The organism is Brumimicrobium aurantiacum (genome assembly GCF_003402975.1).
Taxonomy (GTDB): Bacteria; Bacteroidota; Bacteroidia; order Flavobacteriales_D; family Crocinitomicaceae; genus Brumimicrobium; species Brumimicrobium aurantiacum.
Genome location: NZ_QURB01000001.1, coordinates 600,476 through 614,414 on the forward strand (window position 1 = coordinate 600,476; position 13,939 = coordinate 614,414).

Annotated in this window: 11 protein-coding genes; 1 reads left to right on the forward strand and 10 read right to left on the reverse strand. The window is 33.3% G+C overall.

Annotated elements, in window-relative coordinates; all coding sequences use genetic code 11:
- Positions 1-7 precede the first annotated feature (7 nt).
- Positions 8-382 carry a rhodanese-like domain-containing protein gene (locus tag DXU93_RS02665; RefSeq protein ID WP_116879693.1) on the reverse strand — a complete coding sequence of 125 codons (375 nt, stop codon included), beginning with the start codon at positions 380-382 and terminating at the stop codon, positions 8-10.
- A gap of 181 nt (positions 383-563) precedes the next feature.
- Between DXU93_RS02665 and DXU93_RS02670 the strand changes: the two genes are divergently transcribed.
- A complete protein-coding gene (locus DXU93_RS02670; protein ID WP_116879694.1) occupies positions 564-1,484 on the forward strand; it encodes a TIGR01777 family oxidoreductase in 921 nt (306 codons plus the stop codon).
- Here DXU93_RS02670 and DXU93_RS02675 read toward each other — a convergent pair.
- From DXU93_RS02675 to DXU93_RS02715, 9 genes are all read right to left on the reverse strand, one after another.
- Positions 1,481-3,313 (reverse strand): sodium:solute symporter family protein, encoded by a 1,833-nt coding sequence (locus DXU93_RS02675; protein WP_116879695.1) that lies wholly within the window; start codon positions 3,311-3,313, stop codon positions 1,481-1,483. The genes DXU93_RS02670 and DXU93_RS02675 overlap by 4 nt on opposite strands.
- A gap of 59 nt (positions 3,314-3,372) precedes the next feature.
- Positions 3,373-4,170: a SecDF P1 head subdomain-containing protein gene (locus tag DXU93_RS02680; protein WP_116879696.1), complete on the reverse strand. Its 798-nt coding sequence runs from the start codon at positions 4,168-4,170 to the stop codon at positions 3,373-3,375.
- A gap of 217 nt (positions 4,171-4,387) precedes the next feature.
- Entirely contained in the window at positions 4,388-8,059 is a 3,672-nt protein-coding gene (locus DXU93_RS02685; RefSeq protein WP_116879697.1) for an SNF2-related protein, read from the reverse strand.
- A gap of 110 nt (positions 8,060-8,169) precedes the next feature.
- Positions 8,170-9,015: a polyphosphate kinase 2 family protein gene (locus DXU93_RS02690; protein ID WP_116879698.1), complete on the reverse strand. Its 846-nt coding sequence runs from the start codon at positions 9,013-9,015 to the stop codon at positions 8,170-8,172.
- 87 nt (positions 9,016-9,102) lie between these two features.
- Entirely contained in the window at positions 9,103-9,984 is an 882-nt protein-coding gene (locus DXU93_RS02695; RefSeq protein WP_116879699.1) for a Ppx/GppA phosphatase family protein, read from the reverse strand.
- 338 nt (positions 9,985-10,322) lie between these two features.
- Positions 10,323-11,195 (reverse strand): class I SAM-dependent methyltransferase, encoded by an 873-nt coding sequence (locus DXU93_RS02700; protein WP_116879700.1) that lies wholly within the window; start codon positions 11,193-11,195, stop codon positions 10,323-10,325.
- A 30-nt stretch (positions 11,196-11,225) separates the two neighbouring features.
- Positions 11,226-13,091 carry a tRNA uridine-5-carboxymethylaminomethyl(34) synthesis enzyme MnmG gene (gene mnmG, locus DXU93_RS02705; protein WP_116879701.1) on the reverse strand — a complete coding sequence of 622 codons (1,866 nt, stop codon included), beginning with the start codon at positions 13,089-13,091 and terminating at the stop codon, positions 11,226-11,228.
- Between the two features lie 27 nt (positions 13,092-13,118).
- Positions 13,119-13,523, reverse strand: a complete 405-nt coding sequence (gene ybeY / locus DXU93_RS02710) for an rRNA maturation RNase YbeY (RefSeq protein ID WP_116879702.1) — start codon at positions 13,521-13,523, stop codon at positions 13,119-13,121.
- Positions 13,523-13,939, reverse strand: coding sequence for an ATP-binding protein (locus tag DXU93_RS02715; protein WP_116879703.1), 417 nt, complete (start codon positions 13,937-13,939; stop codon positions 13,523-13,525). Before DXU93_RS02715 ends, ybeY begins: the two co-directional genes overlap by 1 nt.

The following is a 13,939-nucleotide window of genomic DNA, read 5'->3' on the forward strand; positions in this document are numbered from 1 at the left end:
AAAATGTTTAAGGCCAATTTGATAAGCCAGTATCTAATTCAAGAACATAAGTAAAACCAAGTTCCTTCATTCTTGTTAAAGCGACTTTACTTCTTACTCCATTATTAGAAAAAATCAAATATTTCTGCGCTTTAGGCAAACGACTAAAAACGTGATCCAAATCTCCATTATTAAACTCAACTAACTTTGAACCTTCAATGGTGCTTTCTTGATACTCCTCAACCGATCGAATGTCCAACAAAATAAAATCACCTGATTCTATAGCTTCTTTAAATTCAGTTTTGTCTACTCTTTCATGTCTTTCCGAAGCTATATCTTGACCAAAAACACTTGAAGCAAAGGTTAGTAATATTCCTAGAATTAATAGTAATGTAGTCTTCATGAATTGGGTTTTAGTTACTTCAAAAATAGATAAGAATTTGAATAGAACCTATTCATTTGATAAATATTAATCAGAAACGAAATACTAATTGTAATTTTGTAAAACCCTTTGGTTGGATCAAACAATATGTGTAGATTAATACCAAGTGTAAAAGAAGGAAAATAAAAAGGAGAAAATTATAATGGGAAAGTCAATAGTAAAACGAACTGTATTGATTGCTGGTGGTTCAGGATTGATTGGAAAAGAGATTCAAAAGGAGCTCAAAAAATCCGGTCATGAGGTGCGTGTATTGACACGTAAAGAAAACCCAAAGCCTCCTTATTTCCACTGGAGTCCAAAAGAAAAAAAGATAGATAAAGCAGCAATCAAAGGTGTACATGTCATCATAAATGTTGCTGGAGCTGGAATTGCCGATAAAAGATGGACCGACAAAAGAAAGGAAGTAATCTTGAATTCAAGAATAAAACCAACACAATTTCTTCATGAAATTAGTCAGAATATTCCTTCTCTTATACAATACATTTCTGCTTCTGGTATCAATTGTTATTGTACTGATAACCCAATAAAAATCCACAAAGAAACAGATAAGTTTGGTTCAGACTTCCTCTCTACAGTTGTGAAAAGATGGGAAGAAGTTGCTGATTTATTTTCACCTCAACAAAAAGTGGTTAAGGTAAGAACAGGAACCGTTTTAACAGAAAAAGGAGGTGCTTTAGATAAAATTTCTGCAACAATCAAAAACTATATTGGAGCTCCATTAGGATCTGGTGAACAAAAAATGCCTTGGATTACTTTAAAAGATATCGCAAGGGTTTATGTACATGCTGTTAATCATCAATTAGATGGTGCTTATAATGCATGTAGTACTAACATCAAAAATGCAAACTTAACAAAAGCTATTGCTAAGAAAATTGACAAGCCTTTATTCCTTCCAAATGTTCCAAGCTTTGCCCTAAAACTCGCTTTAGGAGAAATGGCAACTATTGTTTTGGACGGTTTACGAATCGATAATAGCAAGCTTTTAGAAACAGGCTTTCAGTTTAAGCACAAAACAATTGATGAGGCTTTAACATACATTTACGACGAAAAAGAGCAAGGTTAAAAAGCTTTTCCTTTCATTTTCTTCCAAATATAGAGTAGTGCGATACTCGAAGCTATGGTAATGGCCAAGAAAATCAGGGCATTGTTATACTCTCCATAAATGAGTTTTCCAACGGTAAACAAACATCCATAAATAGCTATCGTTGCTGATATAACAGCAAGTATTCCATTAGGAACAGACCATTTTTCATTGTTTTCTTCAAGATCTACATTTTCACTTTTGGCTTCTTCAATTACCGATTTCCATCCTGGACCACCAGGTTGCGTCGTTTTATAAAAATGATACAATACTCTTTTGGCTTCTCTTGGAGTTAAGAAAGTAACAGTCAACCAACAAATTGAAGTAAATAAAACAACAAAGGGATATTGCCACCAACTTTCAAAAACACCTTCTTGCAATTGACCATTTTCTAAAGTTTGACCAAACAAATAAGCACCCAAGGAAGTGAAGTTCAATAAAATGGATATGATTCCTGAAACAAACATTGCTGTAATTTCACTCCAAGCATTAATTCTAGACCAAAACCATCTTAAAATAAAAACCATTCCTGTTCCGGCACCAAACATAATGATGATGTCAAATAATTGTAATGCGTTATTTAATAACAAAGCCAATCCTGTACTGATAAGCATCAATAAAACCGTTGAAAGTCGGCCAACACGCACCAATTCCTTCTCTGAAGCATCTTTTTTGATATGCTGGGTGTAAAAATCATTTACAATGTAAGACGAACCCCAGTTCAAATGTGTAGAAATTGTTGACATATAGGCTGCACCTAAAGAAGCCAAGACTAAACCTAACAATCCAGAAGGTAGCATTGTTAACATCGCAGAGTAAGCTAAATCATGACCCAATTTACTTTCTTCAACATTTGGAAATGCAGCTTGAATACTCGCAATATCAGGAAAAACAACTAATGAAACCAAGGCTACGATAATCCAAGGCCATGGACGTAAAGCATAGTGCATTACATTAAAAAAGAAAGTTGCTCCAACCGCATGATTTTCGTTTTTGGCCGCCAACATTCGTTGCGCGATGTAACCACCTCCTCCTGGTTCTCCTCCTGGAAACCAAGAACTCCACCATTGAACAGCAAGTGGAATAATCAATAAAGTGATGAATTTTTCTTTGTCGCTCCAACTCGGTAAAAGCGCTATTTTATCTTGTACATTTTCGTGCGCGATAAGATTGGATAATCCTCCAACTTCAGGAAGATTCACCAAATAGTAAGCTGCTCCAATAGATCCAGCCATAGCCACAAAAAAGAGAATAAAATCCGTATAAATTACACCACGAAACCCTCCAATAGCACTAAAAAGTACGGTTATTGTTCCAGCAATTCCTACAACTTCTAATGATGATAAGCCAAGCATTACTTGACCAATTTTAATTGCCGCAAGCGTTACACCTGCCATAGCTAAAACATTAAAAGCGAATCCTAAGTAAATAGACCTAAATCCACGTAAAAATCGGGCTGGTTTTCCACCATAACGCAGTTCGTAAAACTCCATATCGGTTTTGACATTAGACTTTCTCCAAAGCTTGGCGTAAACAAAAACCGTTAATAAACCTGTGAGTAGAAAAGCCCACCAAATCCAGTTTCCTGAAACGCCTTTATTTCGAACAACATCCGTTACAAAATTTGGAGTATCTGTAGAAAAAGTAGTGGCCACCATTGAGAATCCAAGCAACCACCACGGCATATTTCTTCCCGAAAGAAAGAACTCTGAACTGTTTTTCCCCGACTTCTTTGAAACTATAATTCCGATGACAATCACCAGGGCAAAAAAGAAAAAAATAATTCCGTAATCGAAAGTAGATAGTGTCATAATTTGGTTTGTTCTAAATAATAAAGCTTAAGCATGAAAGTTTAAAATTAAATAGATTTTCAATTACACCTATTTAATTTTCTATCAAATTTGCGTTGTCCTATTCTTTGTGAATAATTGTAACAATTCAGCCTTTTTATTAGTTTCTCTGCTTCTAACTTTGTGAAGTTACCATCAATAAAGACGGACCCTCCAACTACTTGGTTAAAAATGAAAGGAGCGCTTAGTACTTTACTGTAGGATATCGTAGAAATACAATTATTTATGTTCTCCTTTGTGAGTTCACTAAATGCAACTGCTCCTTCTTCGTCAAAACTGATTGAAACACCGTAAAACTTGTCGTTAGGATGTTTTGATAAACGCGCAAAATCGATATTTTCATGGGTTATTTGATAACGACCTTTATTATTTAAAGCATAAAGCGAAAAATAATTATCGCCGTCATTAGTTAAGTTCTTAGGTTTTTGACTCCACATAAAATCTATGTTAGTCATGTTGTCAATCTTTTTTTCTTCTACAAATCTTTTAAAAATATGACTTACAATTGCTTTGTCATTCATTTTTGCATATCCAATAATTGGACTGTTTAAATATTCATTATTTGCTGAAATATTGGAAATAAAAAAGGCCGAGAGACTATCAAATTTTGAGTTTTCCTTTATAAAAGTAGTGTCTTCACTTAAACGATTTATGGTATTAGAAAACGCTTTATTGTTTAAATTACTTTTAAACTCTAAAAGAGGAGTCGAATTCTCTAATGCTGATTTTTGATACTCTTTACATTTACAAATGTACTTTTCATCATTAGTCGACGAAGTCAATAAAAGAAGTGATATTATGAATAGTTTTTGAATCAATTTTAGCTATTTATTAAATAATCAAAACGGTAAATATAGACTTTGTTTGTGTGAATTAGATCAAAAATAAAAAAGCTTAAGGCAAATCATTTTATGGATTGATAGTGATTGGCGCACCAACGAATTCCAATCCATTAAGAGCATTTCACACAATTAACCTCTATTCTGTTACAAAGAATAGGGACGGTTTGCAATCCGTCCTTACACCAATCCGTCCCTACAACATCCCAAAAAATCTTTCCACATCATTACTATCAAATGATTTTGATTCTTTATCAACGCGAATTACATCTGTTGCTACTGTTTTTTTCTTGTCTTGTAATTGTACAATTTTCTCTTCAATGGTGTCCTTACAAATCATGCGATAAGCCATTACTTTTTTGTCTTGTCCAATTCTATAACACCTATCAATCGCCTGACTTTCTACCGCAGGATTCCACCAAGGATCAATCAAATAAACATAGTCTGCTTCGGTGAGATTTAAACCTGTTCCTCCTGCTTTTAAACTGATGAGAAATACACGTATTTTATCGTTATTTTGGAAATTATTGACTTTTTCTTCTCTGTTTTTCGATTGTCCGTCTAAATACTCAAATAGAATTCCTTCTTCTTCTAAACGGGCTTTTACCAAATGAAGCATTCCCACAAATTGAGAAAAAACCAAAATTTTATGTCCTCCAACTTTCTCTGTTAAGTGACGGACAAGTTCATCCAATTTTGCAGATTCATTTCCGTAGTCTTTCTCTTGGTCAGCTAGCGCGGTGGAATTACAAATCTGACGTAATTTAGTCAATCCTTGTAAAATGTACATTTGAGATTTATTAATCCCTTCGTCTTCTATTTGGTCGTTAATTTTCTGCTTGAAATAATCCTTAAATTCATTGTAAACCTGTCGTTGTCTTTGACCCATTTCACAATAAATCACGACTTCCGTTTTCGTGGGTAATTCCTTGGCCACTTGTGTTTTGGTTCTACGCAGCAAAAATGGATGAATCATGCGCGACAATAATTCTGAGGTATATTCATCCTGATTTTTATCTATTTCATCTGAGAATGTTTGTTTAAAATGTTTCACGCTTCCAAAAATTCCTGGATTCAGAAAACTAAACTGACTGTATAAATCAAAAGTATTGTTTTCAATTGGCGTTCCTGTGAGTGCCAAAAGGTTAAATCCTTTCAGTAATCTTACGGCTTTAAAGCGTTGTGAGCTTGGATTTTTAATGGCTTGACTTTCATCCAAAATAATATAGTTGTATTTGTTTTTTACATGAATTTCAATATCCTTAATTAAAGAACCGTAAGTCGTCAAAATAATATCAAAATCACCAAAACTCGAAGCGAAATCATGTCTTTTTGGTCCAATAAAACTCAAAACAGAAAGTTTTGGAGCAAATTTTTCAATTTCAGCAGCCCAATTAAAAATCAAAGAAGTTGGAGCAATCACCAAATGGGGGAGTGTTGTCGACTTCTGATTCTTTAAATATTGGAAAAAAGCAATTGTTTGGAGGGTTTTTCCTAATCCCATATCATCTGCTAAACAACCACCTAACTGATTTTCATGTAAGAAAACTAACCAGTTAAGACCTTCTTCTTGATAAGCTCTTAAAGTTGCGTTTAATCCTTTTGGATGAGGAATAGGTTTTAGCGATTTTAAATTATTGATTCGCTTTTTCTTCTCATGTAATTCAGTTAAAAAATGAGGCACATTTGTTTCCTCTTCGTACAATTCATCTATGATATTGAATTGAAAATTTGAAATTTCTATTTTGTCTTTCTTGACATTTCCAAGCTTAAAGTACTTCTTGTATTTTTCAATCCATTCTTTCGGTAAAACTCCAATTGAACCATCATTTAATTCAACGAAATTACTTTGTTTTATAATGGCTTTTTGAAGCTTTTTTAAATTCACCTTTTGGTTGCCAAATGCAATATCGACATTCATATCAAACCAATCAGTTCCCGAACTTAAACCCACTGAAAAAGTTGGTTTATTCAAGTTGTATTTAATTGATTTAAGATCATTTAAACCAAAAACACGCACATTTTCAGATTTCAATTGGTCAATGACTTGCATTAGCCACATCGATTTGAGCGCTTCTTCTACAGACAGATAAAAGTAATTGGATTGATGTTCAAATTTTGGATGAAGTGCCTTAAAGTTTTTAAAGAAATCTTCTTCTAAAGTTTTATCACGTTTTTGAAAACTCAATGATTTTGAATTGGTCCAAACTTTTTCATTTCCTTCTGGAGAAACCAGTGTTTTTCCATATTGTACCAATGGTTGCAAGACCACAAATTTTCCTTCTTCATCAGAGAGGTAAACATGCTTTTCTATCGCAGGCTTTACTTTTGATTTTGAGGTTTTAATCCCTTTAAAATCAATTTCATAAACGCGCGACATTGGTTCAATTACTGTTGACTTTAGTTCATCAATTCCCTTATGAACAATATTCATTTGCGCTTGATCAATAGAATTGACAACAGCAAAAGCACGTTCAGGATTCAAGAAGCGATAAAATTGATTATTGGCAATCACACCGAATGAAGTAATCAACAATTTGGTTGAATTTACAGCAAAAAGCTCATCTTCAATTTTCAATTTAAAATCAAGTTGGTAAAAAGGCTTCTTATCTGTGATTTTCAACACAGGAATAACTTCCTTATCACTAACCGTTATTTCTGTTGTATTGCGTTTTGTAAGTGAATCTTTTGCCTTATAACAATACAATTTGATGGAAGCTTTGCTCTTTACAATTGAAGAGAACAAGTGAATTTGTTTTTTCGTTCTTTCAATCGTTATTCCACTGTACTTTTCTTTATCAAAGGTTTCAGATAATTGAATACCTTGAATGACAACATCCTTATCATTTCTATCTTCGATTTTAGACAAGGCCTCAGAGAAGTTGATATCTGAAATTTCTCTAAACTTGGTTGACAAATTCTTCTTGGCCTTATCAAGTTTACCATAAAAAACTTCTACATCGCTTATCTTATAATCTACTGTTGACAATGCGATTCCAACACCATAAGCAGCGGTTTCTTCATTTTCTGAAGGAAGGTAAAAGGCTTTTCTATCATTGGCGAAAAGGTTAAACATTTTGTTTCCCTCATCAACTACATTCTTAATTTTCTCTTTAACAGAAATTCCTTCCGTTGAAATTACCATTTCAAAAGCTTGATCAAACTCCAATAAACCTTTGAACTTTGAAGCTTCCATGGTTCTTTGTTTGAAGCGTTCGATAAAATCATCAGCAAAATAATCCTTCCCAAATTTCGCAAAGAATGTTTTTAAGAAGGTGAACTTATGTGTACAAATCATTTTACTGCCTTCGCAACTGCATTTTAAAAGTAAGTCATTGGTTTTCCGTTTGATGTTAAAAGACAAAAAGAAATCTTCTCTAAAATCTTCATATACGGCATCAACTCTGTTTTTATTTACAGCAGTAAAATTCAAAGGAGTGTAGTAGTTATTTTGACGGGCAAACTCCATTTTATTGAGTTTTTCAGTATCAATAATGCCGTCCTTATGAGGAATTTCAGTGATTTTAGACAAAAACTCATTTTTAACCACCTTATTCGTTAAATCAATAGTTTCATCTTCGATTTGTTGCATTAGATTTTTAAATGCAGCCACTAGGTGTTTACAAATGCCTACACCATGATATTTACAACTACAAGAAGTTTTGATGTTGTAGTAATCAGAAAGATCAATAAAAACGTCATAAGGTTCTATTTCTGATCCATTACATTCGTATAAAAATGTATCGTTATTTTGCGTAACAAGTGTAGGGTAGTAGCTGTAAGCTCTTCCAACAATTACAAAATCAGCATTATCACTTAAATACTCCCGGAGTTTTGCAAGAACCAAATTCAGTTGACTCGATTTCAATTCGCTTTTATTTAATTTCTAAAATTGTAAAGTTAGGAGAATACAAATTAGAATTAAAGCTTGAAAAACTAAAATTGAAGGAATAAATAGAAATTAGGTAAAGAAAAATATTACAAATACTGTTTTATACGACTCAACAAAACATATTGTTCTTCTGACAGATTATCAAATTTCACATCGAGGAACATTAAACTTCTATCATATTCATCAATCGTCCATGATTTAGGTTTTAGTTCTTTTTTACCTTCATAATCAATCGTACGCAAGACATAACGGATGCAATTAAGCTGGGCTATTAATTTATTGTTGGCGTTCATTATAACCCAAGGAGCACCGTCCCATGAAGTTTTTTCAAACATCTTTTCCTTATACTTGGTATAGGTTTCCCAATGATCAACAGATTCTAGGTCATTTTCAGATAGTTTCCAATATTTTAAATCATGATTTCGGCGTATTTCAAATCGCGTTGCTTGCGTTGAAATATTGATGGAGAGGTAAAACTTAATAATAATTACACCTTCTTTTACAAGTTCTTTTTCCCAATCAACAACACGTTTCATAAAGTAATTATACTGATGATCTGTACAATAACCCATAGTAGGTTGTATCAAAGCTCGTGAATACCATGAACGATCAAAAAAAACAATTTCACCTTCTTTTGGTAATTTGGCTTTGTAGGTATTTAACCAGTTTTTATGTTGCTTCTTTGTCGGAATACCCAATTCAACGACCCTAAAATGTCCTGTCATAAGGTGTTCAGAAATTCGACGAATTGCAGCTCCTTTTCCAGCGGCATCTCTTCCTTCAAAAATGATGGCTACCTTTTTATTATACTTCAGCATCCATTCTTGAAGTTTTAAAAGCTCCTTTTGCAAGCGAAATTTCTCCTTATGGAATTGATTGTTGGTGAGGGAAGTATAATCTGAGTTAAGATAAATACAATTTTTATTGTCCATCCTCAAATGTAAATCTGAGTCCTGAAAAGTATATTAAGCCAATATTATTTATTGAATAAATTTCTCGAAGCTTATAGAATCAAAACATCAATTTTTTGAATTCTCTAAAAACATACTGTAAATCATTCCATCTGAAAGACCAATCTTAGGGATTGCTACCTTTTTAATCTTCAGCAACTTAGCTATATAAATATAAATATCTAAAGCAGGAACAATTGTATCAGCACGATCTGGTTTTAGTTTATATTTATTCATTCGTTCATCAACATTCAATACTTCAAGTTCTTTATGCAGCGCTTTTAACTTCTTCAGTGAAACCGGTTTTACCGAATCACCATCAATGAGTTTTTGGGCTTTATTTATATTACCACCTGTTGCAAAGACTTTATAGTTATTTGTTTCACTGATATTATTCGCGATCCATGTTTTAATTTCTTTACGACAATTTTTGGGTACTTTATTCTTTAGCACTCTCAATGTTCCAATCTTAAAAGACTTTGCTTCAACCCTTTTGCCATTTTCAAAAACACTAATTTCCGTTGAGCCACCACCAACGTCAATTACAATAAAAGAATTTTCTTCGTCTTTATTAATCAGTGAAAAAGTGGAAAAAATAAGTTCAGCTTCTTCTTGACCTGAAATAATTTCCATGGATATACCAACTTCTTCCTCAATATACTTTTTGACTTTCTCAGCATTTTTTGCTTCTCGCATTGCAGATGTAGCGCATATCCTGAGTTGTTTAACTTCAAATATTTCTGCAATTAACTTAAAGGCTTGCATTGATTTCTTAAACTCAATCAGTTTTTGATCAGAAATAAAACCAGTATCGAAAACCTCAACACCCAATCGTAAAGGTATACGCACATATGAATGTTTACGGATAAAACCTTTTGGAGATGATAAATCAACTTCACCGATTAAAAGTCGGGTAGCATTTGTTCCGATATCAATTGCTGCAAATTTCATAGTTACACCAAAAATAAACAAATTGATGTTTCACGAAGAAACAACCATGTTAATATAAAATGAAGAATAAGAAACTTTCAAATTTGTGTGAAAATTTATTTAGGTGACAAAAACGGAAAAAAATAAAATTATGGGTACAAAATCAAAAATTTATAGAAAACTGCTCAAATTCATCGAAAAACACCCTCTTATAAATGGAAGATCTCGATTTTTTAGACCTACGATACCATAATAGATAAGAAACAGCTTAAATACCGTCTTAAAATCAAAATTCACTACTTTGAATAAATTTTAAACTTAAAAATTATGTCAAAAATAGGGGAGAGGTAGAAAACCAACTATTTTTTCTCAAAAACGTAAACTTGACTTGAGTAACCATATTTTCTTGCTTTCATATTTGAAATAAATCCTCTTAATACTCCAAGCAATGAAAAACGGTTTTTATATTTTTCTGAAAGCATGGAAACATAATATGCATCATATGGCATTGGAATAACTTTTTTCAAGTCAAATCCAAAATCTAACATTAAGCGAGAAATATCGTTTTTTTGAAAATGATAAAGGTGACGTGGAACATCATAGGCTGCCCAATCTTCTTTATAATGTCGCGCATCATGAGAATTCATATTTGGAACAGCGATAAACAAACGACCATCACTTTTTAAAATTTCATCAATTCGTTTCAGGTCTTTTCTCAAATCATAAACATGTTCCAAAACATGCCACATGGTAATAACATCAAAAGAATTACTTTCTATATTATAAAGTTCTGCTTGATCACTACTTCTAACGTGATTGTTTTTATGAGCAAAATCACGTGCATCAGCATCAGGTTCCAAACCTGTTCCTTTAAATCCATGATCATTTGCAACCTTCAAAAAGTGTCCTGTTCCAGATCCAATGTCCAACAAACATTTTCCGTCAGTTTCATTTTTAATCCATTTCACCTTTTCTTTTAAAGTGATATTACGCACCCTATTGTAAAGAAAATTAATGACTCCTTTCTTGTTTGAACTATGAGAAATATATTCCTCAGACTTATAATACTCACCAATTTTATCAATTTCAGGAATTGGATTTGTAAAGTGGAATCCACAATTATCACATTCTACAATCTTAAATTCCTCCCTAGTGATCATGTGATCTTTTACGCTTAGATAGTCTTTAAAATAGGACTCTTCACAAACAGGACAATTTCTAATGGATTTCATTTCTTAATTTTAATAATGTTTCACGTGAAACTAACGACCTAAATATATCAAAAGAACATTGATATCACTAGGAGACACTCCACTAATTCGAGAGGCTTGACCAATTGTTTTCGGTTGAATATCTGTTAGCTTGTTCACAGCTTCCGCACTTAAACTACTGAGTTTTTCGAATTCAATTCCTTCTGGAATAATAACGTCTTCTAACCTGTTTAATTTATTAGCCACCTCTTGTTCACGATTAATATAACCTTCATACTTTAATTGTATCTCAACTTGCTCTAGAACTTCAGTAGACAAATCTTTAGTGAAATCTCGTAATTCTTGACTCATTTCTAGCATCTGTTTCATACCAATATTTGGTCGAGTAATCAACTGACTTAATTTAACCTGTTGTTTAATTGGAGAAGATTTTAATGATTCAAGGACAGGATTGGCATCACCCGGAATTACACCAATTTTAGATAATTTCTTTTTTAATGCTTTTACATTTTCAATCTTTTGATTCACATGATCAAGGCGTTCATCTGAAATCATTCCAATAGCATGAGCAATAGGAGAGAGTCTTAAATCAGCATTATCCTGTCTCAAAAGAATACGATATTCAGCACGTGAAGTAAACATTCTGTATGGCTCTTCAGTTCCTTTCGTGATTAAATCATCAATCAAAACAGCGATATAAGCGTCAGAACGATTCAAAATAAACTCTTCTTTTTCTTGAACTTTTCGAGCTGCATTTATACCCGCCATTAATCCTTGACAAGCCGCTTCTTCGTATCCTGTTGTACCATTAATTTGTCCAGCAAAATACAACCCTGAAATCAATTTAGTTTCTAAAGTATGTTTCAATTGAGTAGGAGGGAAGTAGTCGTATTCTATAGCATAACCAGGTCTAAACATTTTCACTTCCTCAAAACCAGGAATAGTTTTTAATGCTTCTAATTGAACTTCCTCCGGTAAACTTGTGCTAAAACCATTAACATATATTTCTACAGTATTCCAACCTTCAGGTTCAACAAATAATTGATGACGATCACGCTCAGCGAAACGATCTATTTTATCTTCAATACTCGGACAATACCTAGGACCTTTAGACTTAATCGCACCATTAAACATAGGACTACGATCAAATCCAGTTTTTAGTATTTCATGCGTTTTCGGATTTGTATAAGTTACATGGCAAGGACGCTGTTCTGTTAAAGCTTGAGTTTCATCTGTAAAACTAAATTTACTTGCAACTGTATCACCACCTTGAACTTCCATCTTAGAATAATCTAATGACCTACCATCAACACGAGGGGGAGTTCCAGTTTTCATTCTTCCGGCCTCAAATCCAAGTGCAATTAAATCTTCAGTAATTCCCGTTGAAGCACCTTCTCCAGCACGTCCACCTCCGTAGTTTTTTTCACCTAAATGAATAGTACCATTTAAAAAAGTACCACTGGTTAACACAACAGACTTGGCGAATATCTCCATACCCATTCTCGTTTTAACCCCAGTAATCGCACCATCCTTAGTTATGATTCCAGTCACCATATCCTGCCAAAAATCGACATTATGGTTACGCTCTAAAAGCAATCGCCATTCTTCAGCAAATCGCATACGGTCGTTTTGAGTACGAGGAGACCACATTGCAGGTCCTTTACTCATATTTAACATTCGAAATTGAATTGCTGTTTTATCTGAGACAATACCAGATCCGCCTCCTAAGGCATCTATTTCTCGCAAGATTTGTCCTTTAGCAACTCCACCCATGGCAGGATTGCAAGACATTTGCGCTATAGTATTCATATTCATTGTTACAACTAGGGTAGAAGCCCCAAGCTTGGCAGCTGAGTTTGCAGCTTCACAACCTGCATGTCCAGCACCAACAACGATAACATCATATTCTTTTAACATATCCACTTTGTTTCACGTGGAACAAAATTACAACAGTGATAGATAGTAGTCCTCTTTTTTTCTCATTATTTCAATTTCTTTTGAACTTTTATCACCATATCCACACAAATGAAGTAAACCATGAACCAAAACACGATTCAATTCTGTTTCACGTGAAACATTAAATTCATTCGCATTATCGATTATGCGGTCTAAAGAAATTAATAAATCACCGCTTACAGTATCACCCACACAATAGTCAAAAGTGATGATATCGGTGTAATAATCATGATCTAGAAATTCAATATTCTTTTCTAATAACCACTCATCAGAACCAATAACAATAGATAAATCTGCAAGTATTTTACCTTCGTTTTCGACTACTTGTTCAAACCATTCTTGAACATGGTTTAACTCAGTAGGAGTAACATCAACAAACTGAAAATTGATCATTATAGGTTAGAAAAAGTTAAAACTACTCTTGAACCATTTTCTTCAAAAAGAACATCATCTGCTAATGATTTCATCAAGAAAATTCCACGTCCAGATTCTTTCTCAATATTTTCTGGCGCCGTAGGATCAGGTAAATTATCGAAAGCAAATCCAGCGCCTTCATCTTGAACTACGAAACTCAATTCTTTATCGTTTTGTCGTACTGATAAAACTACATTTTTATTGACATCTTCTGAATTCCCGTGTTGAATTGCATTATTAACAGCTTCTGTAACGGCAATTAAAATATTACCATAATTATCTTCATGCACAGTATGATTTTTACAAATGGTATCAACCATTGATTCGGCAATACTAATATTGTTAACATCAGAGGCGAATGACACAGATTCAATTTCCTTATAACTTGCTTTCAT

What these genes read in the sequence shown, in the direction of transcription:
- DXU93_RS02665 (WP_116879693.1), bottom strand. Translation starts at nt 382, where the DNA reads ATGAAGACTACATTACTATTAATTCTAGGAATATTACTAACCTTTGCT.
- DXU93_RS02670 (WP_116879694.1), top strand. Translation starts at nt 564, where the DNA reads ATGGGAAAGTCAATAGTAAAACGAACTGTATTGATTGCTGGTGGTTCA.
- DXU93_RS02675 (WP_116879695.1), bottom strand. Translation starts at nt 3,313, where the DNA reads ATGACACTATCTACTTTCGATTACGGAATTATTTTTTTCTTTTTTGCC.
- DXU93_RS02690 (WP_116879698.1), bottom strand. Translation starts at nt 9,015, where the DNA reads ATGGACAATAAAAATTGTATTTATCTTAACTCAGATTATACTTCCCTC.
- DXU93_RS02695 (WP_116879699.1), bottom strand. Translation starts at nt 9,984, where the DNA reads ATGAAATTTGCAGCAATTGATATCGGAACAAATGCTACCCGACTTTTA.
- DXU93_RS02700 (WP_116879700.1), bottom strand. Translation starts at nt 11,195, where the DNA reads ATGAAATCCATTAGAAATTGTCCTGTTTGTGAAGAGTCCTATTTTAAA.
- mnmG (WP_116879701.1), bottom strand. Translation starts at nt 13,091, where the DNA reads ATGTTAAAAGAATATGATGTTATCGTTGTTGGTGCTGGACATGCAGGT.
- ybeY (WP_116879702.1), bottom strand. Translation starts at nt 13,523, where the DNA reads ATGATCAATTTTCAGTTTGTTGATGTTACTCCTACTGAGTTAAACCAT.
- DXU93_RS02715 (WP_116879703.1), bottom strand. Translation starts at nt 13,939, where the DNA reads ATGAAAGCAAGTTATAAGGAAATTGAATCTGTGTCATTCGCCTCTGAT.